At 55.8% G+C, this 25,690-nt stretch carries 25 protein-coding genes and 3 tRNA genes; 17 read left to right on the forward strand and 11 right to left on the reverse strand.

From position 1 onward, the window contains the following. The first annotated feature begins 4 nt into the window (after nt 1–4). The 3 genes from edd to AUQ42_RS01340 are packed head-to-tail and all read left to right on the forward strand — an operon-like array spanning nt 5 to nt 3,439. Nucleotides 5–1,837, forward strand: coding sequence for a phosphogluconate dehydratase (edd, locus tag AUQ42_RS01330; RefSeq protein WP_068517137.1), 1,833 nt, complete (start codon nt 5–7; stop codon nt 1,835–1,837). Next, nucleotides 1,837–2,775: a glucokinase gene (gene glk / locus AUQ42_RS01335; protein WP_068517138.1), complete on the forward strand. Its 939-nt coding sequence runs from the start codon at nt 1,837–1,839 to the stop codon at nt 2,773–2,775. The genes edd and glk overlap by 1 nt, the downstream gene beginning before the upstream one ends. A gap of 22 nt (nt 2,776–2,797) precedes the next feature. Continuing rightward, on the forward strand, nt 2,798–3,439 hold the full coding sequence (locus AUQ42_RS01340; protein ID WP_068517139.1) for a bifunctional 4-hydroxy-2-oxoglutarate aldolase/2-dehydro-3-deoxy-phosphogluconate aldolase: 642 nt from the start codon (nt 2,798–2,800) through the stop codon (nt 3,437–3,439). 96 nt (nt 3,440–3,535) lie between these two features. Here AUQ42_RS01340 and AUQ42_RS01345 read toward each other — a convergent pair whose 3' ends face one another. Next, nucleotides 3,536–3,805: a DUF1127 domain-containing protein gene (locus AUQ42_RS01345; RefSeq protein WP_068517140.1), complete on the reverse strand. Its 270-nt coding sequence runs from the start codon at nt 3,803–3,805 to the stop codon at nt 3,536–3,538. Nucleotides 3,806–3,952: 147 nt separating this feature from the next. Between AUQ42_RS01345 and AUQ42_RS01350 the strand changes: the two genes are divergently transcribed. Next, entirely contained in the window at nt 3,953–4,822 is an 870-nt protein-coding gene (locus tag AUQ42_RS01350) for a LysR family transcriptional regulator (protein WP_068517182.1), read from the forward strand. Nucleotides 4,823–5,130: 308 nt separating this feature from the next. On the opposite strand, the gene AUQ42_RS15845 is transcribed toward AUQ42_RS01350, so the two are convergent. Continuing rightward, nucleotides 5,131–5,409 carry a DUF1127 domain-containing protein gene (locus AUQ42_RS15845; RefSeq protein ID WP_068517141.1) on the reverse strand — a complete coding sequence of 93 codons (279 nt, stop codon included), beginning with the start codon at nt 5,407–5,409 and terminating at the stop codon, nt 5,131–5,133. 493 nt (nt 5,410–5,902) lie between these two features. On the opposite strand from AUQ42_RS15845, the gene AUQ42_RS01360 reads away from it, so the two are divergent. Next, nucleotides 5,903–6,772: a LysR family transcriptional regulator gene (locus AUQ42_RS01360; protein WP_068517142.1), complete on the forward strand. Its 870-nt coding sequence runs from the start codon at nt 5,903–5,905 to the stop codon at nt 6,770–6,772. 65 nt (nt 6,773–6,837) lie between these two features. On the opposite strand, the gene AUQ42_RS01365 is transcribed toward AUQ42_RS01360, so the two are convergent. From AUQ42_RS01365 to AUQ42_RS01375, 3 genes are read right to left on the reverse strand one after another with little or no spacing between them, the layout of a single operon-like run. After that, on the reverse strand, nt 6,838–8,022 hold the full coding sequence (locus tag AUQ42_RS01365) for a nickel/cobalt transporter (protein ID WP_082817660.1): 1,185 nt from the start codon (nt 8,020–8,022) through the stop codon (nt 6,838–6,840). Beyond that, a complete protein-coding gene (locus AUQ42_RS01370) occupies nt 7,970–8,617 on the reverse strand; it encodes a DUF1007 family protein (RefSeq protein ID WP_231856645.1) in 648 nt (215 codons plus the stop codon). Before AUQ42_RS01370 ends, AUQ42_RS01365 begins: the two co-directional genes overlap by 53 nt. Before the next feature lie 7 nt (nt 8,618–8,624). Next, on the reverse strand, nt 8,625–9,788 hold the full coding sequence (locus tag AUQ42_RS01375; RefSeq protein WP_068517144.1) for a zinc ABC transporter substrate-binding protein: 1,164 nt from the start codon (nt 9,786–9,788) through the stop codon (nt 8,625–8,627). 517 nt (nt 9,789–10,305) lie between these two features. Here AUQ42_RS01375 and AUQ42_RS01380 point away from each other — a divergent pair. Continuing rightward, nucleotides 10,306–11,181 carry an amino acid ABC transporter substrate-binding protein gene (locus AUQ42_RS01380; RefSeq protein WP_147250661.1) on the forward strand — a complete coding sequence of 292 codons (876 nt, stop codon included), beginning with the start codon at nt 10,306–10,308 and terminating at the stop codon, nt 11,179–11,181. 63 nt (nt 11,182–11,244) lie between these two features. Here the strand turns inward: AUQ42_RS01380 and AUQ42_RS01385 are convergent, their stop codons facing one another. The 3 genes from AUQ42_RS01385 to AUQ42_RS01395 form a co-directional block, all read right to left on the reverse strand. After that, nucleotides 11,245–12,828 carry a SpoVR family protein gene (locus AUQ42_RS01385; protein WP_068517146.1) on the reverse strand — a complete coding sequence of 528 codons (1,584 nt, stop codon included), beginning with the start codon at nt 12,826–12,828 and terminating at the stop codon, nt 11,245–11,247. Next, nucleotides 12,825–14,162: a YeaH/YhbH family protein gene (locus AUQ42_RS01390; RefSeq protein WP_068517147.1), complete on the reverse strand. Its 1,338-nt coding sequence runs from the start codon at nt 14,160–14,162 to the stop codon at nt 12,825–12,827. Before AUQ42_RS01390 ends, AUQ42_RS01385 begins: the two co-directional genes overlap by 4 nt. Before the next feature lie 178 nt (nt 14,163–14,340). Continuing rightward, a complete protein-coding gene (locus AUQ42_RS01395) occupies nt 14,341–16,287 on the reverse strand; it encodes a PrkA family serine protein kinase (protein WP_068517148.1) in 1,947 nt (648 codons plus the stop codon). A gap of 602 nt (nt 16,288–16,889) precedes the next feature. On the opposite strand from AUQ42_RS01395, the gene AUQ42_RS01400 reads away from it, so the two are divergent. The 8 genes from AUQ42_RS01400 to AUQ42_RS01435 all read left to right on the forward strand — a co-directional run bounded on the left by AUQ42_RS01400 (nt 16,890) and on the right by AUQ42_RS01435 (nt 23,333). Beyond that, complete coding sequence (locus AUQ42_RS01400) at nt 16,890–17,225, forward strand: rhodanese-like domain-containing protein (RefSeq protein ID WP_068517149.1); 336 nt, start codon at nt 16,890–16,892, stop codon at nt 17,223–17,225. A 257-nt stretch (nt 17,226–17,482) separates the two neighbouring features. After that, nucleotides 17,483–18,031 (forward strand): helix-turn-helix domain-containing protein, encoded by a 549-nt coding sequence (locus AUQ42_RS01405; RefSeq protein ID WP_068517150.1) that lies wholly within the window; start codon nt 17,483–17,485, stop codon nt 18,029–18,031. Nucleotides 18,032–18,053: 22 nt separating this feature from the next. Beyond that, entirely contained in the window at nt 18,054–18,623 is a 570-nt protein-coding gene (locus AUQ42_RS01410; protein WP_068517151.1) for a GNAT family N-acetyltransferase, read from the forward strand. Between the two features lie 324 nt (nt 18,624–18,947). Then, a complete protein-coding gene (gene dctP, locus AUQ42_RS01415; RefSeq protein WP_068517152.1) occupies nt 18,948–19,937 on the forward strand; it encodes a TRAP transporter substrate-binding protein DctP in 990 nt (329 codons plus the stop codon). A gap of 98 nt (nt 19,938–20,035) precedes the next feature. Further along, complete coding sequence (locus AUQ42_RS01420; RefSeq protein WP_228195796.1) at nt 20,036–20,650, forward strand: TRAP transporter small permease; 615 nt, start codon at nt 20,036–20,038, stop codon at nt 20,648–20,650. Next, on the forward strand, nt 20,647–21,918 hold the full coding sequence (locus tag AUQ42_RS01425) for a TRAP transporter large permease (RefSeq protein WP_068517153.1): 1,272 nt from the start codon (nt 20,647–20,649) through the stop codon (nt 21,916–21,918). Before AUQ42_RS01420 ends, AUQ42_RS01425 begins: the two co-directional genes overlap by 4 nt. 6 nt (nt 21,919–21,924) lie before the next feature. Further along, complete coding sequence (locus tag AUQ42_RS01430; RefSeq protein WP_197460754.1) at nt 21,925–22,809, forward strand: oxaloacetate decarboxylase; 885 nt, start codon at nt 21,925–21,927, stop codon at nt 22,807–22,809. A gap of 116 nt (nt 22,810–22,925) precedes the next feature. Then, on the forward strand, nt 22,926–23,333 hold the full coding sequence (locus AUQ42_RS01435; RefSeq protein WP_068517154.1) for a GFA family protein: 408 nt from the start codon (nt 22,926–22,928) through the stop codon (nt 23,331–23,333). Nucleotides 23,334–23,391: 58 nt separating this feature from the next. Here AUQ42_RS01435 and AUQ42_RS01440 read toward each other — a convergent pair. The 3 genes from AUQ42_RS01440 to rlmB all read right to left on the reverse strand — a co-directional run bounded on the left by AUQ42_RS01440 (nt 23,392) and on the right by rlmB (nt 25,124). Next, a tRNA-Thr gene (locus AUQ42_RS01440) sits at nt 23,392–23,468 on the reverse strand. A 96-nt stretch (nt 23,469–23,564) separates the two neighbouring features. After that, nucleotides 23,565–24,203, reverse strand: coding sequence for a VOC family protein (locus tag AUQ42_RS01445; protein WP_068517155.1), 639 nt, complete (start codon nt 24,201–24,203; stop codon nt 23,565–23,567). Nucleotides 24,204–24,245: 42 nt separating this feature from the next. Beyond that, the gene (gene rlmB / locus AUQ42_RS01450; RefSeq protein WP_068517156.1) at nt 24,246–25,124 is read right to left on the reverse strand and encodes a 23S rRNA (guanosine(2251)-2'-O)-methyltransferase RlmB; all 879 of its coding nucleotides are present in this window, start codon (nt 25,122–25,124) and stop codon (nt 24,246–24,248) included. Between the two features lie 196 nt (nt 25,125–25,320). On the opposite strand from rlmB, the gene AUQ42_RS01455 reads away from it, so the two are divergent. From AUQ42_RS01455 to AUQ42_RS15585, 3 genes are all read left to right on the forward strand, one after another. After that, nucleotides 25,321–25,405 (forward strand) — tRNA-Tyr (locus AUQ42_RS01455). Nucleotides 25,406–25,442: 37 nt separating this feature from the next. Continuing rightward, nucleotides 25,443–25,516 (forward strand) — tRNA-Gly (locus AUQ42_RS01460). Nucleotides 25,517–25,593: 77 nt separating this feature from the next. After that, on the forward strand, nt 25,594–25,690 hold a 97-nt coding region (locus AUQ42_RS15585), incomplete at its 3' end, for a GTP-binding protein (RefSeq protein WP_197460755.1).

Here is a 25,690-nt window from a genome sequence, read left to right on the forward strand (position 1 = left end):
CCCCATGAAACGTGAAATAGAACAGATTACAAAACGCATTATCGAGCGTTCAAAACCAACCCGCGAAGCCTATCTTGCCAAGATCGAGGCTGCTGCGTCTGATCGTCCGCATCGATCTTCCCTGTCCTGTGGCAACCTTGCCCACGCATCGGCGGGCTGTGGTGCGGCTGAAAAGGCCCGCATCAACGGGGACGAGGGCGCAAACCTTGGCATCGTTACATCCTATAACGATATGCTTTCGGCCCATCAGCCGCTTGGCGTCTATCCCGACCTGATCAAAAAGGCCGTGTTCGAAGCCGGGGCAACCGCACAGGTTGCCGGTGGTGTCCCCGCCATGTGCGATGGCGTGACCCAGGGCCGCCCGGGCATGGAGCTCAGCCTGTTCTCGCGCGATGTCATCGCGATGTCGACGGCAGTTTCGCTGTCGCATGATGTGTTTGACGGCGCGCTTTATCTTGGTGTCTGTGACAAGATCGTTCCCGGTCTTGTCATGGGGGCACTTTCCTATGGTCATATTCCGGCGGTATTCGTTCCGGCTGGTCCGATGCCATCGGGATTGCCCAACAATGAAAAGGCCCGCATTCGTCAGCTTTATGCCCAGGGCAAGGTTGGCCGCAAGGAACTGCTGGAAGCCGAAACCGCGTCCTATCACAGCCCGGGTACCTGTACTTTCTATGGAACGGCGAACTCCAACCAGATGCTGATGGAAGTCATGGGGCTGCATCTTCCCGGTGCGGCGTTTGTCAATCCGAATACCGAACTGCGTGATGCCCTGACCGAAGAAGCCGCGCGCCGTGCACTTGCCATCACCAAGCTTGGCAATGACTATCGCCCGATTGGCAAGATCCTTGATGAAAAGGCCTTTGTGAACGGTATCGTCGGTCTTCTGGCGACCGGTGGTTCGACCAACCATACCCTGCATCTTCCGGCCATGGCACGTGCCGCCGGGATCGAACTGCGCTGGGATGACTTTGACGAACTGTCGCGTGTCGTGCCGCTGCTGTGCCGTGTTTATCCGAACGGCCAGGCCGATGTGAACCATTTCCATGCTGCTGGCGGCATGGGCTTTGTCATTTCCGATCTTCTGAAAAACGGCATCCTGCATCCGGATCTGGAAACCATCCATACCGGGGGCATGGCGGCCTATGGCACCGAGCCGTATCTTGATAATGGCAAGCTTGCCTGGCGTGATGCGCCGGCCAACAGCCATGATGAAGAAATCCTGCGTCCGACCGAAAAGGCATTCAGTGCCGATGGCGGTCTGCGCATGCTGTCGGGCAATCTTGGCCGTGCGGTGATCAAGGTTTCGGCGGTCAAGCCGGAAAACCGCGTGATCGAAGCCCCGGCAGCGGTGTTTACATCGCAAGAAGCCATGATGGATGCCTTCAAGGAAGGCAAACTGCATCGTGACGTTGTCTGTGTTGTGCGGTTCCAGGGGCCGAAAGCCAACGGCATGCCGGAACTGCATAAACTGACCCCGCCGCTGGGCGTGCTTCAGGATCTTGGTTACAAGGTTGCCCTTGTTACCGATGGCCGCATGTCGGGTGCATCGGGCAAGGTCCCGGCTGCGATCCACGTCACGCCGGAAGGCATGATGAACGGCCCGATTGCCAAGGTCAAAGACGGCGATATCGTTCGTCTGGATGCCGAAACCGGCGAATTGATCCTGAATGTCTCTGATGCCGAACTGGCCAAACGCGACTTTGCGACCTTTGACAACAAGGCCGAACATCAGGACGGCTTTGGCCGTGAAATGTTTGGTGTGTTCCGTGAACATGTTGGTCTGGCAGAATTGGGTGCCAGTGCTGCCTTCCCGGGGGAGGCAGAAGTCGCGTAATGCAGCTGGTTGGTGATATTGGCGGGACCAATGCCCGCTTTGCCTGGCTTGACGATGCGGGCAATCCCCATACGCCGATGACATTGCCGGTGCGCGAATATGCGACCATCGGCGATGCCATGCGGGACTTTATGGTCAGGACCGACTGTTCGGACTTGCGTGAGTTCGCGGTGGCCGTGGCATGTCCGGCCATGGCCGATACCATCAAGTTCACCAATAATCCGTGGGTATTCTCCAAGGAGGCGCTTAAGGCCGAGTTCAATCTTGACCGTCTTGTCGTGGTCAATGATTTCACCGGTCTTGCCATGTCGGTGCCCTATCTTGGGCCGGAAGACCTGATTACGCTGTTTGACGGGCCGGGCCGTCCGGGGCTGCCATTGGCGGTGATCGGGGCGGGCACCGGTTTGGGTGTCTCGGGTCTGTTGCCCCACGAAGGCCACTGGTTGCCGATCCAGGGCGAAGGCGGGCATGTATCCCTGCCTGCGGTGGATGATCTTGACTACGAGATCGTCAAATTCCTGACCGGTGAACTGGGCCGTGTTTCGGCCGAGCGTATCCTGTCAGGCATGGGGATTGAAAACCTGTATCGGGCGCTGGCAGCGATTGACGGTATTGCAGTAACCCCCAAAACAGCAGCCGAAGTTGTCGATGGCGCACTTAAGGACGGGGATGCCTTGTGTCTCAAGGTGCTTGAACGCTTCTGCCTGTTTATGGGCGGGGTTGCCGGTGATCTGGTTCTGACACTCGGCGCCTTTGACGGGGTCTTTATTGGTGGCGGCATTGGTCCGCGTATTGCCGATTACATGAAACAAAGCGGCCTGAAAGAGCGCATGATCGCCAAGGGCCGCTTCCGTGATTTGATGAATGATGTGCCGGTACGTCTGATGACGGCGAAATACCCGGCCCTGGTTGGCTGTGCCAAGATTTTGACGGCCTGATCAGGAAACAGGAGGAATATTTATGAGCCTTTCATCGCGTGAAATTCTGTCCAAAGCCCCGGTTGTGCCGGTTCTGGTGATTGAAGACGCCAACGACGCCGTTCCTTTGGCCAAGGCACTGGTTGCCGGTGGTTTGCCGGTGCTTGAAATTACCCTGCGGTCCGATGCCGCCGAAGAAAGCATCAAGCGCATCATCGCCGAAGTCCCCGACGCCATCACCGGTGCTGGCACCGTGATCAATGCCAAACAGATGGAACATATGGCTGAAATCGGCTGTGCCTTTGCCGTGTCGCCAGGCCATAGTGAAGGCTTGCTCAAGGCAGCGGCCGATACCGGATGCCCGTTGCTTCCGGGGGCTGGTACGCCGTCCGAAATCATGAACCTGCTTGATCATGGCTATGACACGTTGAAATTCTTCCCGGCAGAACAGCAGGGCGGTGTTTCGATGCTCAAGGCAATTTCGGGTCCGCTGCCCCAGGTCAAATTCTGCCCGACGGGTGGGGTTTCGCTTAATAATCTCGCCGATTATTTGGCGCTGCCTAATATTATCACGGTCGGCGGGTCCTGGGTGGCTCCCAAGGATGCGGTCAAGGCTGGTGACTGGGACCGGATTACCAAGCTGGCCCAGGAAGCAACCGATCGGGTCAACGCCCTTCGCGGCTGACGACAATCAAATCATCATACAAATAAAAAGGGACCCGCCAGGGTCCCTTTTTGCGTTTGTGGGGCAAACATTGTGCGGTGGTGGGCGCGCGGGGGATTAGCGGCTTTGCGGTTGGTTCCGGTTCGGGAACGGACGATCGGTGATCCGTTCGACATACCAGCGTTCGCCATCAAATTTCCGTTGCAGACCGACATCTTCAAGTTGCGCGTCGCTAAGCGTGCTGAGCACTTCGCGCTGGTTCTTGCGTTTGCGGGCTTCGATCGAATAATTGACGATCCTGTCGATCAGGGCACCAAACGGCATGCGTTTGGCAAAGGGATCGGTCGCGACATCAAATGGTTTTTGGGTCGAAATCTGGTGCGCCATATCGGCCTCCTGATATCTCTGGTTGAGTTGTCTTGTTGATGGTTTGATCGTCCCATATGCAAAATAAAACAGGAATTCGGTTGTTTCGCAGATTTAATGTGCAAAAATAACCAGAATGATATGGATCGCGACCGACAGGGTGCAGGGATGAACTGGAACGACTTACGCTATTTTCTTGTTCTGGCCGAGGAAGGCAGCCTCTCCGGGGCGGCCAGACGGCTGCGCAAGGAACACACAACCGTTGCGCGCCGTATCGAATCCCTTGAAAGCGATGTCGGGACCAAGCTGTTTGATCGTCTGCCGCGCGGCTGGCAATTGACCACGGCGGGGCAGAACCTTGTGCCGGTTGCCGAACGGGTCGAACAGGAAGCGCTGAGTTTCGAACGTCAGGCCAAGGGCGATGAAGCCGCCCACGGGGTGGTGCGGATTTCCGTGCCGCCGGTTGCCGGGCGTGTGCTGTTCGCGCCGCGGCTGGCGCGGCTGTTGACCGCGCATAAGGGGCTTGAATTTGAAATCATCGGGGCGGCGAATGTGGTCAATCTGGCACGGCGCGAAGCCGATATTGCCGTGCGTATGGTGACCCCGCGTGAACCCGGCCTGATCACGCGCAAGCTTTTGGAACTTGGCGTCGGGCTGTATGGGGCGGCGGGATATCGTGACCAGGTGCCGGAACCCGATTGGGAATTCTGCGGCTATGAAGATACGGCCTATGGGGCCTCGAAAAAGGAATGGGTGCGCACGGTTCTGGGGCGGGAATTGCCCTGCCGTTTCCGTGCCGATGATACCGAAACGGTTCGCCAGTTCATCGCAGCCGGCCACGGGGTTGGCGTTCTGCCCCGCTATCTGGGCGACAAGGATGACCGGCTGGAACTGATCCATGCCGATACCGACGGGCATGGTCGTGAAACCGGCTGGCTGGTCGTCCATCCCGACATGCGCCGTTCCCCCGGGGTGCGGCTGGTGATGGATGCGCTGATCAAGGCCGCAGATGAAATCGCCGAGGAATTCCAGATTTAAAACCGCCACCGAGCCCGTCGTCTTTCTTCGGCATCGGAGTTGCGAGTTGGGACTTCGTGGTTCAGCGTTCCGAGCTGAAAGGTCTGAGTTCCGAGTTCGGAACTTGCGGCGGGCGTTTGGGGATCGCGCGTTTTGGTATGGGCCCTGCAACAGTTACAACGTCAAAGACAAAGGCCTCCGACTGGCGGAGGCCTTTTCCATGCCCTGAGGGAGGCATTTGCCCCAAAGCCGATACCCCTATCGGTTCTGTGGCCGGCATCAAAGCGTGTCGATTGCCGCAGGTCGGACCCTTGGCCGCTTTGATCTGGTTATGCGGACCGCCGGTTGATCCGGCCATCGTCGGACCGTTCAAGACCGATGTCGCGCAATTGGGTGTCGCTGAGACGGGTCAGGGCAACGCGACTTTGATACCGCTTATAGGATGCCGCCAGAGTTCCAATAATTGCCGTGATGATAGCGCTAACACCCTTGGAAATGCTGGGGCGTGAGGGCGGGGTGGTCTGGCGTGACGCAGCCATCACCGGCAGGCTTTTTGCCGAAACGCAACCGACGACGGGATTGCAATCGATCTGGTTATGGATAGCCATTTTGATGCTCCTTGATCGTGGGGGCTGTTGTGATGGGCCAACATTGCCATGCGCAGAAATGCCAAGGAACTCCGATAAAATGCGCTATAGTTGTGCAATATTGCGCAGTTGAGCCATCGGCCGTCAGGCAATAGAGCAAAGTGAATAAGCTGCGCGCCGGTGATCATCATCGCGAAGGGGGCTGCTCCGTTCGGATATGGCGGTTTGGCACAGGTGAGGGTCGGTTCGACTTGGTGCTGGAAAGTTTGATCGGGTCATCGAGGCTGGCCTGATTGGTGCCGGTCAGAGCAGCTCAGGTGACGTCGTGTCACTTTGTGTCACGTCACGTGGTCAGGTTATCAGGGCAGCTCGGTTTTGGGAGCGACGGCATGGGCTTGCCTGACTATTGGGCTGCTGGTGATGGCGGTCGAAGGCGATGGCACTGGCACTGGCAAAGGCAATGGCAAGACAATGGCAAGAGAATGGCAAGAGAATGGCAAGACAGGGGGGATCAATGAACTGGAATGATTTGCGGTTTTTTGTCGCGGTGGCACAGGCCGGCACCCTTTCCGGGGCAGCACGCCGGTTGGGAAAGGATCACACCACCGTTGCCCGGCGGATCGAGGCGCTGGAAGCCGATCTTGGCGCACATCTGTTTGATCGTCTGGCGACCGGCTGGAAATTGACCGAAGCGGGCGAGAATCTGGTGCCGGTGGCCGGCCGGATTGAAGAAGATGTTCTGGCGTTTGAACGTCAGGCCCGTGGCGATGAAACCGCACACGGCGTTGTGCGCATTGCGGTCCCGCCCGCCGCCGGACGTTTGCTGTTTGCGCCGCGATTGGCCGAGCTGCTGCGTGACCAGAAAAATCTGGAATACGAGATTTTGGGATCAAGCGTCATCGCCAATCTTGCCCGCCGCGAGGCGGATGTGGCGGTGCGCATGGCAACCCCGGATCAAAGCGGCCTGATCGTGCGCAAGCTGACCAATCTGCGGTTTGCGGTCTATGCCGCCAAGGGTTATACCGACCGGGTCCCGCGCAAGGATTGGGAATTTTGTGCGGACGGGCGCAACACATTTGGCGATTACCAGCAAGGCTGGGTCTGGGAAACGCTGGAACAGGAATTGCCGATGCGGGTCAAGGCCGATGACAGCCAGACGGTTCTGGCCTTTGTTGCCGCCGGGCATGGGCTGGGATTGTTGCCGCGCTATATGGCCGATCTTGATGATCGTCTGGAACTGGTTTTCGATGACAAACTGGGCGAGGTCAGCAAGCCGGTCTGGCTGGTGGTCCATCCCGATATGCGCCGGTCACCCGGGGTCCGCATGGTGATGGATGCCCTGATCAAGGCAACGGAAAGCATCCCGGCCCAATTCAAATCCTGAACGTTCAAACCCCAGCAGGCAAAGGTCGAACCGCAGCAAGACCGATCAGCAGAAGGCAAGGCGGGTCAAAGCCATCCCATCTGGCGGGCTGATGCCAGCAACAGCATGACCCCGAAAAGGGTAATGGTCGCGGCACCGGCAAAGTCGACACCACGCCGCACGATCCCCGATGTGCTGTCGGACAGATCAAACAGATGCCGGGTGCCGGTGCGAATGCCGATTGCGGCAAGCCCGATCAGGCTGATGGTCAATGCCACCCCGGCAGCCATGGCAAAGGCAGCCCCGATGCCAATCAGAAACATGCCGTTGGCAAGGGTAAAGAGCAGCACCAGAATCGAACCCGTACAGGGACGCAGCCCGACAACCACGCCACTTGCAATCATCTGCCAGCGTGTTTGCGCCGTCGGAGCAGGGGCGTTTTGATGCGCATGTGCATGGTCATGTGTGTGTTGATGGCTGTCGTCATGTCTGTGTTCGTCATGCTCGTACCCGTCATGCCCGTGACTGTGGTGATCGGTATGGCCGGTGTGGGCGTGATGCACGTGATGGGTATGGTCACAGGCATGGTGGGAGTGGGTGTCATCATGGTGGTGATGATGATCGTGGTTGTGATTATGGTCGTGATGTTGATGCGTGTGCCCGCCATGGTCACAGCAATCATCCCGGCCCTGAAGAATGCGCAGGCACATCAGCCCGCCCAAAAGGGCGATCAGGGCATATGACACGGCCTCCATCACCAGTCCGTTGCGGGTAATGGCTGCCGGGCCAAGATTGAGAACAAGCGTAAGCGACCCGACAAGAATGATCGCCGAGACGGCCTGGACGGCTGCGATCAGGCTGCCCATGGCGACACCCTGTTTCCAGCCGGCATCGCGCGACAGGAAATAGGTGGTGGTGATCATTTTGCCATGACCGGGGCCTGCCGCATGAAAAACGCCATAGGCAAAAGACAGGGCAATGATCATCAGTCCGGGCCAGAAACTGTCACCGGATTTGGCTTCGCGCAGGGTGGCGGTGATTTCGCGGTTCAGTTTGGTCTGGATAATGACGGTTTGACCGACAATGTCTGACAACCAGCCGGGCAGGGTGATCATGCTGTCTTCTGCCCGGGATGGTGCGGACGGTGCGGTCGGGGCGGTGTCGGTACTGTCCGACGCACCGCGGCCCAGAAGGTTTGATGATTGGGCGGCTGCCGGATTACTCGACGCGAACGAAATCACCAGGAGCAAGGCCGCCAGAACTGCCGCCATCCGCCACCTTGCCTGCGCAAACAAGATCGGCGCGGACCGGTGCGACAAGGTCAAAATAGATGCGGTTCTTTTCATCTTCGCTCATCTCGAAATGGCAGGACAGGTTCTTGGTGCCGACAAACAGTACGGGATCAACCTGTGTGAAAGCGACATCGATGTAATATTCGGCGTCATAGACAGACAGGCTGATTTTGTCCTTTTTGGGGTCAAGCGGCTGGTCAAGGGTCAGCGTGAAATCATATGTCACACGCCGGTCATCGGTAATGTCGGCCTTGAAATCGGTCGCACCGGCAAAGGCAAGAAGTTCTTCGTTGCGGCGCAGATGGGTCAGCCAGGAAACTTCGGCAAGGGCAGCAAAGGCATTGTCGCGCAGATTGGTGTTTTCGTCGCCAAAGAACCGGGTGTCATGGTTATGGTCGAATTCATCAATCAGCGTCATGCTGAACAGATCGTCAAACAGCCAGTGCACACGAATTCCGGTAATCCGGTCATTTTCAAACACAAATTCGGCGCTGGCATCAATCCATACATGGGGATGCGCCAACGCCGCCTGACCGGTTGCCAGCAACGAGGTGCCGGCAACCAGGGCAGTCATAACGGTTTTACGAACCCTGTCCGAGGCAATCGACAAGGGCGTCAACATTCTGTGCAAGGATTTGCTGATAGGTGTCCGGCCCCGCTTTGAGATCGGCACCCAGCGGGTCAAGCGTTCCGGTACGGATGCCGGTATCTGACACAACAGCCTGAACAACTGCCGGACGGAATTGCGGTTCGGCAAAGATGCAAACGGCACCGGTATCGCGAATTTTGTCTTCGATCTCATGGAGGCGCTTGGCTCCGGGCTTCTGGTCGGGGGACACGGTGATCGACCCAACCGCTGTCAAACCAAATCCGGCTTCCAGATACTGATAGGCATCATGGAAAACGACATAGGGTTTGCCCTGAATCGGGGCGACCTTCTGGCGCAGATCATTGCCAAGACTGGTCAGGCTGGCAAGTAACGTTTTCAGATTGTCGCGATAGGCATCGGCGTGTTCCGGGTCGATTTCGACCAGTTCATCGGTGATTGCGATGGCAATGCTTGCGCCATTGGCCGGATCCATCCAGATATGCGGATCAATGCCGCCATGTTCGTGATGGTGATCTTCGTCACTGTCATGGGCGTCCGCGGCGTGATCGTGGTCGTGATCATCTGCTTCTTTGGCGTCGTCATGATGATGGTCTTTGTCATGATCATCATGGGCATGGTCATCATGAGCATGCTCATTGTGGTCATCATGGTCGCCGTGCGCGTGATCATCATGTTCGTCATGGTCATCATGTTCGGCATGATCTTCATCGTGATCGCCATGCTGGTGGGCTTCCCATGCGCCACCATCGCGCATTTTACGAAGCGCCATGCCTTCGACGGCGACCAGTTCAAGTTGATGGCTGGATTTGGAAAGTGTCTGCAACGGCTTTTGCAGGAAACCTTCCAGTGAATGGGAAACATAAACAACCAGATCGGCCTCGCTAAGCGCACGTGCTTCGCTGGGGCGCAGGGAATAGGCATGCGGGGAAGATGCCCCGTCAACCAGCAAGGCCGGTTCGCCGATATCCTTCATGATGGCACTGGCGATCGAATGGATCGGCTTGATGGATGTGACAACCTTGGGGGCATCATCACCGTGGGCCGATGCCGACCCGGCCGGGATGGCAATCAGCGGCAAGGTGGCAAGGGACGCGGCAAAAAACGCGCGGCGAAAAACAGGGGAGAAGTCAGGCATGTAACCGATCCGGTCTGGAGTGGGGAAGATTTCGATGACCCGATGTTGTTATGATATAACATAACAATCGGTCAAGCGAAAACTCGATACCGGTACTCATTTCAGGATGGAAATGACCGACCGACTGTGAAGCAGACCACTGTGATCCGGCGACAGGCGACCGCTTTGAATTACCGATTTCAGCCAAAAGAAGCGTGACGGACGGGGCCGGGCCTGTCGAAGACAAATATGCAAATAGGAAAATCATTCCGCGCGAAAGGACCAAAATCGACGTTACTAGGTGAAATTTGATCCAATTAGAATTTACCAATTGATCCAAATAGAAAAATTGCACAGTCGAAACAAAAAATCTGCGAATGGAGTTGCGGCGATCCGTGCCCTGGGCCGCGGTGTTGTCGGGCCAAAACATATGCCCAAAACATAAGACTGTGCGACCGGTCGGGACTTTAATTGATGGGGTGTGATCCCAATCTACCAGAGGTAGATGTTGTTCATGTTTCCGGGTTTGAGGAACGGCGTGCTTAAATTTTGCAAATGGTTGATTGTCCCGGCGCTGGGATTGTTTGTTATTGGCATTGCAATTTCAAAGCCGTCGCAGGCCGAGACATTCCGCATCGCACTTGTCGGTGACCCGAAAAGCGGGCCTTTTTCCTATCAGTACAAGTTGCTTGAACTTGCCCTTGATCATGCGGGCGGGGACCATCAGGTCGAATATATCGCCTTTGACGGGGCGACGGCCAAACGCATCATGCAGCAAATGGAAGATGGCCAGATCGATGTGATGTTTGCGGGCTATCGCCCCGAATTCGAGCAGGATTTTTCCCAGGTCTATGTGCCACTGACCCGCGGTATTCTGGGGCATCGGGTTTTTGTGACCCGGCCCGATATGGCCCAGGCGCTTAATGAAGTCGAGACGCTGGATGATCTGAAAGGTCATTGTATCGGGTCGGGCGCGGACTGGCTGGATACCAGAATCCTTGAAACCAACGGATTTTGTGTGGAAAAGGCGACATATGAAAATCTGTGGCGGATGCTTGATCACGGGCGGTTCGATCTTTTGAATCGCGGGGCCCATGAAGTTCATGCCGAAATCGGTCTGGCCCTTGATGCGGGGATGGACCTGGTTGTTGATCAGAATATCCTTCTGATCTATCCGCTGGATTTCTTTTTCTATGTGCGGGCCGATGACCGGGCCCGCCATGCAATCATCACAGAAGGGTTGCAGGCGGCCTATGAGAACGGGGCCTTCATGCGCAATTTCTATTCCGATCCGGGAATTGCCCGGTCATTGCGCCTGATCCGTGACAGCAAGCGCAAGGTATTTCGCATCCCAAATCCCTATATGTCGTCGCAAACCCATGCGGTGGCCAACAGCTATTGGGAAGGCTATTAGGCGGGCTTGAAACCAGTTGGGCGGCCCAGTTGGGCGGCGGGGCATAGACCGTCGGTCACAAGATCAGGAAGTCGCCAGATCTTCGGGCGTGTAATTCATTTCATGAAGGATTTCGCCGGTTTCATAATCAACCGCCTGAAGTGTCACGCCATATCCCCACAATTGCCCGATATAGCCAAGCGTCATCTGGGCTTCGGCTTTTTCAAGGCGGATGCCTTCATGTTCGGTATGCTGGACATAAAGCTGGCGATTACCGCGGATATCGACATCGACCACCTGCATGTCGGGTTCACGCACCGAAATATCATGCATCCGGGCCAGTGACCGGCGGACCTTGCGATAGCCGTTATCATCATGAATGGCCGCGACTTCGAGATGCGGGGATGTGCTTTGATCATCGATCATGAACATCCGCATGTCGCGCATCAGTTTGGGCGACAGGAATTGCAGGATGAAGCTTTCATCGCGGTAATGTGCCCAGGCTTCCTTGAGCGTTTCCACCGGCTCATTCTTCCCGGCGATATCGGGGAACCATTTGCGGTCCTCGTCGGTCGGATCGATACAGATGCGGTGGATATCCTGCATCATGGCAAAGCCCAGCGCATAGGGATTGAACCCGGAATAGCGCGGATCATCATATTCGGCCTGAAACACGACGCGCGAATGGTAATCGATGAATTCCATCATAGCACCTTCTGAAATCAGGCCCCTGTCATACAGGCTGTTCATGATGGCGTAATGCACATAGCACGCACAGCCTTCATTCATCATTTTGGTCTGTTTCTGGGGATAGAAATACTGACCGATATTGCGCACAATCCGCAGGATTTCCCGTTCCCATGCCTGAAGCGACGGTGCATTTTTTTCCAGGAAATAAAGCAGGTTTTCTTCCGGAAGGCCGAATTGGGCGCGGCGTTCCTCGATCCGCATTTTGCGTTTGAGCTCGTCCATATCCTGATCGCCCTGATCGGGCTGGGGCAGGGTGCGCCATAGATCGTTATAGGTTTCGTCTTCGTATTTGGCCCGTTCGCGTTCACGTTCCAGTTCGACCGCAAGATTGGGCTTTTCCGGATGGGAATAACGGTTAACCCCCTGTTCCATCAGGGCATGGGCGGCATCAAGTACGCGTTCAACCGCATCAAAGCCGTACCGGTCTTCGCATTTGGCGATATAGCCCTTGGCGAATTGCAGGTAATCCAGAATGCCTTCGGCATCGGTCCATTGTTTGAACAGATAGTTGTTTTTGAAAAAATGGTTATGCCCGAACGCGGCATGGGCCATGACCAGCGCCTGCATGACGATGGTGTTTTCTTCCATCACATAGGAAATGCAGGGGTTCGAATTGATCACGATTTCATAGGCCAGCCCCTGATAGCCTTTGCGATACATGACATCGTCGCGCACGAAGCGTTTGCCGAACGACCAGTGGTGATACATCAAGGGCATGCCGATCGATGAATAGGCATCAAGCATCTGTTCGGAGGTGATGACTTCGACCTGGTTGGGATAGACATCAAGTTTGAGTTCATTGATCGCGATGTCTTCAATCGCGTCATAGGTCGCCTTCAGCGTTTCGAAATCCCAGTCGGCACTGGTGAAAAGCAGTTTGCGATTATCCGTTTCGGAGGATCTGGTTTTGGTGCTCATAGCCGTGCCTCCGTGCGGTTTTTGGCAAAGAGTTCCCGGAATACCGGGAAGATATCGGCGGCCTTTGTTACCCGTTTAAGGGCAAAGCGCGGATTGTGCGATGCCAGCGGGGCATAGGCCTTCCACAGGGCGGTTTCGCCTTCGGCAGCGGCGAAAATCTCGGCCTCGCGCTCATCGGTGATTTCGATATAGGCGTAATACTGGCATTTCGGCAAAAGGTCTTCGGCCAGCAGGCTGGTGCATTTGGCGCCGTCATTGGAATAGTTGTCGCCATCGGATGCCTGTGCGGCATAGATGTTCCACTGATCGGTGGGATAGCGGTCCTTGAGCACCTTTTTCATTTCCTCAAGGGCGGTGGAAACAATGGTGCCGCCGGTTTCGCGCGAATAGAAAAAGGTTTCTTCATCAACTTCGGCGGCGCGTGACGTGTGACGGATGAACACCACTTCGACATGTTCGTAGCGACGATGCAAAAACAGATGCAGCAACATGAAGAACCGCTTGGCCAGTTCCTTCATCTGTTCGGACATCGATCCCGATACATCCATCAGACAGAACATCACCGCCTGGGTGTTGGGATCGGGGATTTGCTGGAACTGGTTATAGCGGGTATCGATCGGATCAATGAACGGGATCGCCTTCATGCGGCGTTTGGCTTCTTCAAGGTCGGCCAGCAATCCGTGCAGGCTGTCTTCGTCGGCCTTGGTCAGTTTGCCATTGGGGCGTTTTTCGGCCTTGGCCTGAAGGGCTGCGATCTTTTCTTCGAGTTCGCGGACTTCGGCGGTTTTGGGCCGTTTCAGGCCGATGCGCCGGGCCAGTGAATTGCGCATGGTGCGCACAAGGCTCAGGTTGGCGGGCGTGCCTTCAACCGAAAAGCCCGCACGCGCATTGCGAAACGCGGTGGTCTGTTTCAGGCTTTTTTTCAAAAGGTCGGGCAGTTCGAGATCTTCGAAAAAGATATCAAGGAATTCATCACGGGTCAGGGTGAACTGGAAATCATCCTCGCCGTCGCCATCGGGGCTTGCCTGTGATCCGCCAGCCCCGGCGTCACCACCTTGCGGGCGGGCGATGCGGTCGCCCTGAACGAACTTCTTGTTGCCGGGCAGGACATAGTTGCGGTTGCCGCCCCGTCCGGCATGGTGGAAACCGGGTTCTTTCAATGTCTTGCCGGGAATGGTGATCTGATCGCCGCTGGTGATATCGGTGATGCCGCGCGACCGGATGGTGTCTTCGACGGCTTTTTTGATCTGGGCCTTGGCCCGGCGCATGAAACGCTGTCGGTTGCCAAGACTTTTGCCTGTCGGGTTCTTGCGGCGGTCAACGATATACAGCATGGGCATTCACATCCTTGGACCGACATGCCGGGATAAGGGGCCGTCATGTCATGTGCAGGTCGCTTGGGCCTTTGGTCTTTGACAGGATGGGCAAACGGGTGCCCATCCTGCGACGGGATAAAAGCCGGGCGGACAAGGGAGAAACCGCCCGGCAGGGTCGGTAAGCCGAGGGCGTGGCTTAGCCGGCCTTATTAACGCGCATATACCATTCGACCAGACGGCGGGTCTGACGTTCGGTATAGCTTCGATCGATCATGCGTTTGACGAACTCGTTATGTTTCTTTTCGGTTTCGCTGTCTTTTTTCGAACCGAACGAAATCACCGGCAGAAGGTCTTCGACCTGGCTGAACATGCGTTTTTCGATCACATCACGCAGTTTCTCATAAGACGTCCAGGACGGGTTTTTGCCCTTGTTATTGGCACGTGCGCGCAGGGCAAATTTGACGACCTCGTTACGGAAGTCCTTGGGATTGGCGATGCCGGCCGGTTTTTCGATTTTCGAAAGTTCCTGATCAATGATCTTGCGATCAAGAAGCTGTCCGGTATCGGGGTCCTTGAAGTCCTGATCCTCGATCCAGGCATCGGCATAGGACACATAGCGATCAAACAGGTTCTGACCGTAATCGGAATAGCTTTCGAGATAGGCCTTCTGGATTTCCGCCCCGATAAATTCGGCATAACGCGGGGCCAGTTCGGACTTGATGAAGTCCATATAATCCTTTTCGCGTTCTTCGGGATATTGTTCACGCCGGATCGCCTGTTCAAGCACATACATCAGATGCACCGGATCGGCGGCGACTTCGTGGGTGTCATGGTTGAAGGTTTCAGACAGAACCTTGAAGGCAAACCGGGTGGAAATGCCGTCCATGCCTTCGTCGACACCGGCGGTATCGCGGTATTCCTGCATGGATTTGGCTTTGGGGTCGACATCCTTCAATGTCTCGCCGTCATAAACCCGCATCTTGGAATAAAGGTTGGAGTTTTCATGTTCCTGCAACCGCGACAGGACCGAAAACTGTGCCAGCATCTTGAGCGTTCCGGGCGCGCAGGCACCCTGTTCAAGTTCGGATCCCTGAAGCAGCTTTTCATAGATCATGGTTTCTTCGGTAACCCGCAGGCAATAGGGGACCTTGATCACCGAGATACGATCAATGAAGGCTTCGTTGTTCTTGTTGGATTTGAAGGTCTGCCATTCGGCTTCGTTCGAATGGGCAAGTATCAAGCCCTGGAACGGGATGGCGCCAAGGTTTTCCGTGCCGATATAGTTGCTTTCCTGGGTTGCGGTCAGAAGCGGATGCAGCATCTTGATCGGGGCCTTGAACATTTCGACAAATTCAAGCAAGCCCTGATTGGCGCGGTTCAGACCACCGGAATAGCTATAGGCATCCGGGTCGTTCTGACTGAAATATTCAAGTTTGCGGATATCGACCTTGCCGACCAGTGACGAGATATCCTGATTGTTTTCATCACCCGGTTCGGTTTTGGCGATTGCGATCTGACGCAGGCGCGACGGGATCAGCTTGACCACCGAGAATTTGGAAAGATCGCCGCCAAATTCGTCAAGACGCTTGACCGCCCAGGGTGACATAAGCCCGGTCAGGCGACGTTTGGGAATGCCGTATTTGTCCTGGATGGCGTCACCCATTTTGGCCGGGTTGAACAGGCCAAGCGGGCTTTCAAACACCGGGCTGATCACATCCCCGGCCTTCAGAACATAGATCGGTTCGCGTTCCATCAGTTCCTTGAGCCGTTCGGCAAGCGAACTTTTGCCACCGCCAACCGGGCCGAGCAGATATAGAACCTGTTTGCGTTCCTCGAGCCCCTGGGCTGCATATTTGAAGAAGCCGACAATGCGTTCGACGGTTTCTTCCATGCCAAAGAAATCGGCAAAGGCAGGGTAACGTTTGATGGTTCGGTTCAGGAAAATACGGCCAAGGCGGGGATCGGTCGATGTATCGATCAGTTCCGGTTCGCCAATCGCCGTGATCATGCGTTCCGCGGCCGAGGCATAGGCCGTTGGATCTTCGCGACATAGATTAAGGTAGTCACGGATGGTCAGTTCGGTTTCTTGCTTTCCGTCATACCCTTCCGCATACAGCTCGAAGATGTCCTTGTCTTCAGCCATGGCGCGGTCTCCTTTCAAACGTTATCCCTTTGGTATCGAACGATCGTTTCCTGTCCTGCCTGTTTTGCGTTGCAGCAGACCTGTTGATGGCCGCCTGATTCTGTATACGTCAGCAAATGGTACAAAAGTTCATTTGCCAGACGGTAAATATTTTAACGAAGACTATTTAGCTTCTGGTTAAAATCGGCAGAAGTTGCCAAGAGTTTGAAGTTGTTGTCTTTGCCGGTTCGCAAGTTAATATTTGCTACTTTGGGTTGCTGTCTTTCGGCCCCGTTTCGGCAGCCCTTTGATAAAGACTTCAGACCTGAATGGGCGTCGACCTGTCGCCATGACCCGGATCGTTGCCGCTGGAAAATGTCCTATTAAATGACTTGGGAAGCAGCGACCTGTTCCGCAAGGTAAGATACAGGTATTGGCGAAAGAATTTCCATTCGGGTGATCACGGTTGAGTGACCGGAACGGGCTGAGGGCAAGGCAGTTGCCCGTGATCCGACCTGTCAAAATTATTTTGCGTTTGCACAGTCGGCGGGTCGGACGTTATCACTGCACCAATCGCGAAACCGGCGGCGGTTATGGTCGCGCCGCCCAGCAGGAAGAATGAAATGACCGATGGTGCTGTAAAATTTGTCGAACCCCACGAGCTTGATCTTCTGATCGGCCAGGACGCGGTGACTGTCATCGACGTGCGTGAACCCGATGAATTCGCCACCGGCCATATCGAAACCGCGATCAATATGCCGACATCAAATTTTGACATTTCGGCACTGGTTGACCTGACCGATGAAAATGACACCGATCTGGTGTTTGTCTGTGCGGTGGGACAGCGATCCTTTGGCGCGGCCAATGCCATTCTGCCCCACGTCGATTGCGCGGTCAGCAACCTTAAGGGCGGCATCCAAAGCTGGACCCGGGCCGGTTTTGATCTTGATGGGGTATAGCCCGTTCCGTTGGGACCCCCAAAATAGTCTCTGAGCTTTTACCTTCGGTGATGATCAGGTCGGTCTGATCCCGTTGGGGGTAAAGCAGGGGCTCTAATCAAAAGGGGACTATATCTAACTGAGGCCTAATTCCGAAACAGGCCGTGCATCCAAATTTGCGTGCCCGGATTTGATCGTGGTCGGGGTGGATTGATTTGGCTTCACGATTTCTCATAAATGGGATATTATTCCAAAATTGGGAATTGAGATGTAGTGACATGATTGATCAGAAAATAGCTGAACGTCTTGCCATGCTGCGTTCGGAACGCGGCTGGTCGCTTGATGAACTGGCAAAGCGCAGCGGGGTCAGTCGGGCCAGTCTGTCGCGCATTGAAAATGGTGATGTCAGTCCGACCGCCAGTGTTCTGAGCAAGCTGTGCGTTGCCTTTGGCGTCACGTTGTCGCGTTTGATGCAGATGGTCGAAGATGATTTCACGCCACTGGTCAGACGCCAGGATCAGGAAATCTGGACCGACCCGGAAACCGGATATCGCCGCCGTCTGGTATCGCCAACATCGCGCAATCTGGCGGGTGAAGTCCTGGAGGTCGAAATTGATCCGGACACGCGGATTGAATATGGCGGATCGCCACGCGACGGGCTGGAACATCATCTTGTGATGCTTGACGGCATGCTGAGCCTGACGGTGGATGGCAAGCGCCATGAACTGGGGGCGGGGGATTGCCTGCGCTATCAGCTGCGTGGCGGCAATGTGTTTGAAACCCCGGCTACCTCCGGGGCGCACTATCACCTGTTTATTGTCGAATAACCAATCTGAAAGCATCGCGATCATGGGCCAGACCAACCGGACTACCCCACCACGCATCATCACCCTTGATGCGGATGCGCTTGCCGATCGTCTTGAGGCATTGGGCGCGATGCTGCATGCCTGTGTGCATGACGGGGCCAGCATCGGTTTTATCGAGCCTTTCCCGATATCCGAGGCGGTGGCATTTTGGCGCGACCGGATCATCCCGGCAGTGGCCGGGGGCAAAAGAACGCTTTTCGTCGCCCTTGATGATGATCGGGTGGTTGGCACGGTGCAGCTTGATATCGATACCATGCCCAATCAGGCCCATCGCGGAGATATCAGCAAACTGATGGTCCATCCCGATTGTCGCCGACGCGGCATTGCCCGTCTTTTGATGCAGGCCGCCGAAAGGCGGGCAGGGGAATTGGGACGCAGTTTGCTGACCCTTGATACCCGTACCGGTGACAGTGCCGAGACACTTTATGCATCGCTTGGCTTTGAAACTGCCGGGGTCATTCCGCAATTTGCCCGCGATCCGTTTTCCGAAAAGCTCAGTGCGACAACCGTGATGTATAAACGCCTGCCAATATCAACGTCCCGGGCCGGGTGAGCAGGGCAAATAGAAGCTTGCCTAGCCGTTTGAAACTGGGCGCGATTCTCTGAATTGTATTCAAAACAAACATTCTGGCATGCCACATTCGACTGCCGGTCCTGACCGTGCGGAGCGAATTGTGTTGTTGCATTGCGGAAATTTCTGCCCGGAACAGCCCGGACTCCCTTTATTCCATGGTTTCAGCAGGTTGTGCGCCGCACTAAGGGTTTTCTGATAGATCGCCCATACCGTGCGAAACATGTTGAACCGCGCCAAAAAATAGGCGCATCTTTGCGGTCCGGCATTAAGAATTAGAATAAAAGTTCCTGGAGGAAGTCCATTATGAAGAAATTTGCCCTCGCCGCGGCCCTGATGACGGCCGTCGGATTTTCCGGTGCTGTGCATGCGGCTGATCTGACCCTGCGCATTTCGCTGCAGCTGCCGATGAAAAGCCACCTTGGCCAGAACCTTTTGATGTTCAAGAACGAGGTCGAGGAAAAATCGAACGGCGATATCGAAGTTCAGATTTATGACTCGGCCCAGCTTTACAAAGATAAAGAAGTCCCCGCAGCCGTCGGTTCTGGCGCGATCGAAATGGGTGTGGCATCGCTGACCCGTTATGTCGGTGACGTTCCGGCCGTTGACGTGTTCTATCAGCCGTTCCTTCTCGATACCGAAGAAAAGGTCCGCAAGGCCGTTGCCCCGGATTCCCCGGTTCGCGCACCGCTTGATGCGGCGATCGCCGATACCGGTGCCACGGTTCTGTGGTGGCAGGCATATGGCGGATCGATCATGCTGTCGAATGGCGGCCCGATCAAAGGTCCGGATGGCCTCAAAGGTCAGAAAGTTCGCGTATTCTCGAAAACCCAGGGTGATTTCATCTCTGCGGCTGGTGGTGCACCGACCCTGATTTCCGGGTCCGAGCAGTATATCGCCTATCAGCGTGGCACGGTTGATGTCGGCATGACCGGCATGTCGGGCGTCAAATCCCGTCAGCTTTGGGAAGTCATGGACACGGTGACCACCACCAACGATGCCGATATCGAATTCATCGTGGTTGTGAATACCGAATTCTGGAACGGTCTGACCGATGAACAGCGCGAAATCATTTCGACCGCGGCGGTAAATGCCGAAAACGATGTGCGTGATCGCATGTCGGCAATCGAAGCTGCTGCCTTTGACGAAGCCAAGGCCAACGGCATGACCATTTATCATCCGACCGAGGAAGAAATGGCTGCATGGCGCGAAGCTGCGAAACCGGTTTACGAGGCATTCCTTGCCCATACCGGTGATCTCGGCAAGCAGGTCTTTGAAGCTGCGCAGAAGTTCTGATCATAAAGCCGGTCCCGCCCAATTTCCGGTGCGGGACCGGATGATCTTTTTGAATGTGATCATGTCATCACTTGCCATGCCGCCGATCATGACGATCCATGTTTCGCGCTTCCGTCACCCGGTCGGCAATTGATGATGATTTCCCGCCCCTTTATCGAGATCAGGAGATGTCCGTTTCACGGTCGCGCATGATCAGCCACCCGGGTAACGGCATTTGTTTTACGATGTTTGATCGTTTTATGCTTTTTCTGGCATGGGCTGCCGCCATCCTGTTCGTGTTGGCAGGCTGCATGCTGACTTATGAAGTTATTGCCCGTTATTTCTTTATCCGTCCGACGATCTGGGCGGCTGAGCTTTCACAGCTTTGCCTGATCTGGGGGGCGTTGCTTGGCATGCCCTGGGCGCTGGCAGCGCGCCGCCATATTGCGGTTGATGCGGTCACCCGTCTGTTTTCACCCACAGCCCAGCGCGGAATCGAAATTGCCGCGATGGCGTGCATTTTCGCCTTTTCGGTGATGGTGACCTACAAGGGCTGGGAAATCTTTTATGAAAGCTTCGAGCGCGGGCGCACCAGCGGCACCATGCTTGATCTTCCGGCCTGGGTGGCGGAACTTCCCGTTGCCATCGGCTTTGCGCTTCTGGCCATTCAGGCGGTGATTGAAATCGTCGGCCTTCTGCGCGGCAAGGATATTCCGAAAGGGGCACACGAATGACCATTCTTCTGACCCTTGCGGCGATGTTTGCGCTGTTGCTGGCGCGTGTTCCGGTGGCCTTTGCACTTGGCGGGCTCGGGCTTGCCATGCTGTTGCTGGGCGGTTTTTCGCCCTTGATGGCGCCACAGGCGATTCTGTCAACGCTTGATGGCTTTATCCTTCTGGCGGTGCCGCTGTTTCTTTTGATGTCGAATATCCTGTTGCGTGCCGGGGTGGGCAATGACCTGTTTGCAGCGGTCAGCGCCTGGGTCGGGCATTGGCCGGGCGGTCTTGCGGTGGCAACCATCCTGTCATGCGGGGTGTTTGCCGCCATTTCCGGATCGTCGGTTGCAACAGCAGCCACCATCGGCACGGTCGCCATCCCGGAAATGATCAATCGCGGCTATAACAAGAAATTCGTCTATGGCCTTCTGGCGGCGGGCGGCACATTGGGCATTCTGATCCCGCCATCGATCCCGATGATCATTTACGGCTTTGTGACCGAAGAATCGGTGATTTCGCTGTTTCTTGCCGGGATCGGTCCGGGGATCGCGCTTCTGGTTTTCTTCATCCTGTTTTCGATGGTCTATGCCCGCATGGGCGGACAGGAACGCGAACCCAAACAGGGATGGGCTGAACGCCGTCGGGCCACGCTCAAGGCGCTGCCTGCCGTGATCCTTGCTGTTCTGATTATTTCGGGGATCTATTCGGGGGCCTTTACCCCGACCGAGGCCGCAGCGATCGGCTTTGCCGCGTCGCTGATCATTACCGGCCCGATCATGCGGGTTCTGACATGGGATGCGCTTAAAAAGGCGGTATTCGATTCCATGGCAACCACGGTTGCGATCATTCTGATCATTGCCGGGGCCAAAATCTTTGGCAAGGCGATCACGCTTTACCGAATCCCCCAGGACATCTCGATGATGATCACCCAGGGAATCGATACCGACCTTGGTTTCATTCTGGTGGTGACAGCGGTTCTGCTGGTGATGGGGCTGGTGTTCGAAGCACTTTCGATGGTGCTGATCATGACGCCGGTTCTGCTGCCAGCTGCACTTGCGCTTGGATTCGATCCGATCTGGTTCGGGGTCTATATGGTGATCATGGTTGAATGTGCCCTGATTACGCCGCCGGTCGGGCTGAACCTTTATGTCATCCAGTCGGTGGCCAAGGCCCGGCTGGGCGAGGTGGCAAGTGGCGTCGCACCGTTCCTGATCCTGATGTTCGTGACAGCAGCTATTCTGTACGTCTGGCACGACCTTGCACTCTATATCCCATTCAAGCTGTAAAGACCGATGACACATATAAAGACACCTGCCGATCAATTGCGTGCGCTGCTTGCCACCGGCGATCTGATCACCATGCCGTGCTGTTTTGATGCGCTTTCTGCCAAGCTGATCGAACAGGAAGGCTTCGCCCTGACCTTCATGTCCGGATTCGCAACATCGGCCGCCCGGATTGGCGAACCCGATCTTGGTCTGATGTCCTATGGCGAGGTCCTCGATCAGGCGCGCAACATTACCGATGCCATTTCGATCCCGCTGATTGGCGATGGCGATACCGGTTATGGCAATGCCATGAATGTTAGACGCACAGTGACCGGCTTTGCCAAGGCGGGCTGTGCGGCTGTGATGATCGAAGACCAATTGGCGCCCAAACGCTGTGGCCATACCAAGGGCAAGGAAGTTGTCGGCCGCGACGAGGCCTTTGACCGTATCCGTGCGGCGGTGGATGCCAGGGATGCCGGGGCCGATATTCTTATTCTGGCGCGCACCGATGCCCGTCATCAGCATGGCCTGTCCGAGGCGATTGACCGTGCGGCGAAGTTCAAGGAACTGGGGGCAGATATCCTGTTTGTCGAAGCACCCAAAAGTGTTGATGAAATGCGCACCCTGTGCGCCGAACTGCCGGGGCCGAAAATGGCCAATATCGTCGAAGGTGGTGAAACCCCGGATCTGTCGCCCGAAGAGCTCAAGGATATCGGCTATCAAATCGCGGCCTATCCGCTGTCGCTGATGGCAGCCGCCATGAAGGCGATGGTGGAATGCCTGCAAACCATGAAGGCCGGTCAGCCGCGTGATGAAAAATTGATGAACTGGGCCGATCTGCGCAACCGTATCGGGTTCGATGATTATTATAAAGAATCGGAACGTTATGCGTCATCCAGACGGGATAGCTGACAGCGCGGCATCCTGAACAGAATGGTCTTTCGACGGGCGGTGCGTATATTGATATCATGCACCGCCCGAACTGTTTGCGGACAAATTGCGGGCAACAGACATTCAGGGATCAGCAGATGACAGAGAAACATCACGGCAGTTGCCAGTGCGGGGCGGTGACATTCGAGGTTACCGGTCGCTTTGACAGTTTCTTTTTGTGTCATTGCCAATATTGCCGCAAAGACACGGGATCGGCATATGCCGCGAACTTGTTTTCCCGGCAGGCAAAGCTCGATTGGCGTTCTGGCAGGGACAAGGTTGTGACCTATACTGTGCCCGATACACGGCACGAAAAATCATTCTGTCAGACATGCGGTGCGGCGGTGCCGCGCGAACAGTTTGGCGGTCGTCTGGTTGTCGTGCCGGCGGGGTGCCTTGATAGTGACGTGATAAAGCGCCCTGATGCGCATATCATGCTGGGCAGCAAGGCTGGCTGGGATGATGATCTGCACGAAATAGGGCGGCTTGACGGCTTGCCGGAATAACCGGACCGCCCAGACAAAAGAAAACCCCGTAAGCATGTGCTTGCGGGGTTTCTTTTAATGGTGCCGGCAGAGAGACTCGAACTCCCAACCTTCTGATTACAAATCAGCTGCTCTACCAATTATAGCTATGCCGGCGTGAGCGGCGCGAAACATAATCCGGGCCGCCGGGGAAATCAAGTGCTTGTAGGCCGAAACTGACAAATGGTTTCCGTGCCCCTGCGAACCCCGTGTTTATCGCAGTTCCTTCTGACCGGCAGGGGTGGTTATCAGCGCCCGATAGCAAAGATCGGGCCCCTTGATGACCGCAGGCGGACGATCAATCGAAAGACGGTTATAAAGTGTTCTGATCGCATCCGGATCAGGGTGCGCCAGTGTTAGTGATTGCAGTCTGGCGCCAAGGTCGGGAATCTCGGCCATCGAGGTCGGATCATTGCGGTGATCAATAAGCGACGGCACGGCCCCGGCCAGCGGCAGCGACCCGTCTGCCGGGATGGCAAAACTGAACGTCGGATTGTCGAACGGAAGGTCAACACGTTCGCCGAAAATGCCGTCATATTGCGCAAGAACACTGTCAATGCTGGTGGTGCTGGCAACCCAGTCACGCAGGCGCTTGCCCGCTTCCCAATCGGCCCGGACCTGTTTCGGGTTATCGAGGCCAAACCATCGCGGTCGATCCGGGCGATGGGCGACCGGATCGGATGCGATGATTTCCAGATAGACATTGTCGCCCAGCTGAACACGATGATTGTGCGTGCCCATGTAATCGTGACGGGTTCCAAACGGAATATCCAGATCAAGGCAGCTTTTAACGTGATCGACTCCTTCCGCCAGGGTCGGCGCGATCACAGTAAGGTGGTCCAGCTTGAGCACAACAGCATTCCCCGTACGTTGGGATGGCAAGTGGATGGGCGGTCAGCTTTTGGTGCGATAGAGCTCGTAAAGCGCAACCGCGGCGGCGTTGGACACATTAAGGCTTTCGATGCGATCAGACATCGGAAGCTTGACCAGAAAATCACAGCTTTCGCGGGTCAGGCGACGCAGGCCTTCGCCCTCCGATCCCATGACGATCCCCACACGGCCATGCAATTTGGCTTCGGCCAGGGTCTGTTCGGCATAGCCATCCATACCGGCCAGCCAGAAATGGGCACCTTTAAGCTTTTCGAGTGTCTGATTAAGGTTGCCTGCATGGATATAGGGAACCGTTTCAAGCGCGCCACTTGCCGATTTGGCCAGAACACCGGTTTCAGGCGGTGCATGGCGGTCCGGGACAATCACGGCCGATGCGCCAAAGGCCGCGGCACTACGCAGAATCGCGCCGACATTGTGCGGATCGGTGACCTGATCAAGAACCAGCACGGTGCATTGTTCCGAATCCCTGTGATCGGCAATCAGTTCTTCGACTGAAATCTGGGGCAGGGGGGCACAATGCATGGCCATGCCCTGGTGAACGGTCCCCGGTGGCAGCATTTCATCAAGGTCGGTACGGCCGGCGGCATCGACGGCAACATCATTGCGATCGGCCTCAGCGAGGGCGGCGACAATTTCATCGCGGACATTTTCGGTCGCCCAGATTTTGTGAATCGTGCGTTGCGGATTGGCGATTGCCATCATCACAGGGTGACGCCCGAAGAGAATCAGGCGTGAATTTCCACCCGATGACCCGCCATCGCGGCCGCGCTTTCGTCCACGGCGCGAATTGCCTTCGCGGTTTTCATCGTTGTGCGGGAGGTTGTCCTGCCCGCTGTCACCTTGATGACGATTTCCTGAACGTGATTTGTTGCGACGCGACATAATGGCGGAAACCTCCGGGCCGTAAGGAACTGAATGCACTTTGTTTGACTCTGAAAGCAGAGCTTGGGGAACATATAGGAAAGGAAATACGATTTCGTGCTTTTTTTGCTGTTGACAACACATGCCCCTCCACCGTATTCCCTCCCTCGCCGCAACGAGGCCGGGCTCAAAACCCGGACGGCGTTAAGACCCTGATGGAGGGGTGGCAGAGCGGTCAAATGCAGCGGACTGTAAATCCGCCGACTTAGTCTACGCAGGTTCGAATCCTGCCCCCTCCACCACTCTCTCGCCCTCGCGAGAGCTCGCAGATAAAAATATGCGGGTGTAGCTCAATGGTAGAGCAGAAGCCTTCCAAGCTTACGACGAGGGTTCGATTCCCTTCACCCGCTCCAATTTTATGATGCAACCCGTCGGCTCGTGCGGTGGGTTTCTACGTGTTTTTTTGGTTCGGATATAGGATCTGAGGGCAATGGCCAAGGAAAAGTTTGAGCGTACAAAACCGCACGTTAACGTTGGCACCGTCGGCCACGTTGACCACGGTAAAACCACGCTGACCGCAGCGATCA

The organism is Thalassospira sp. MCCC 1A02491, assembly GCF_001613785.1.
In the GTDB taxonomy this organism is placed as follows: domain Bacteria; phylum Pseudomonadota; class Alphaproteobacteria; order Rhodospirillales; family Thalassospiraceae; genus Thalassospira; species Thalassospira povalilytica.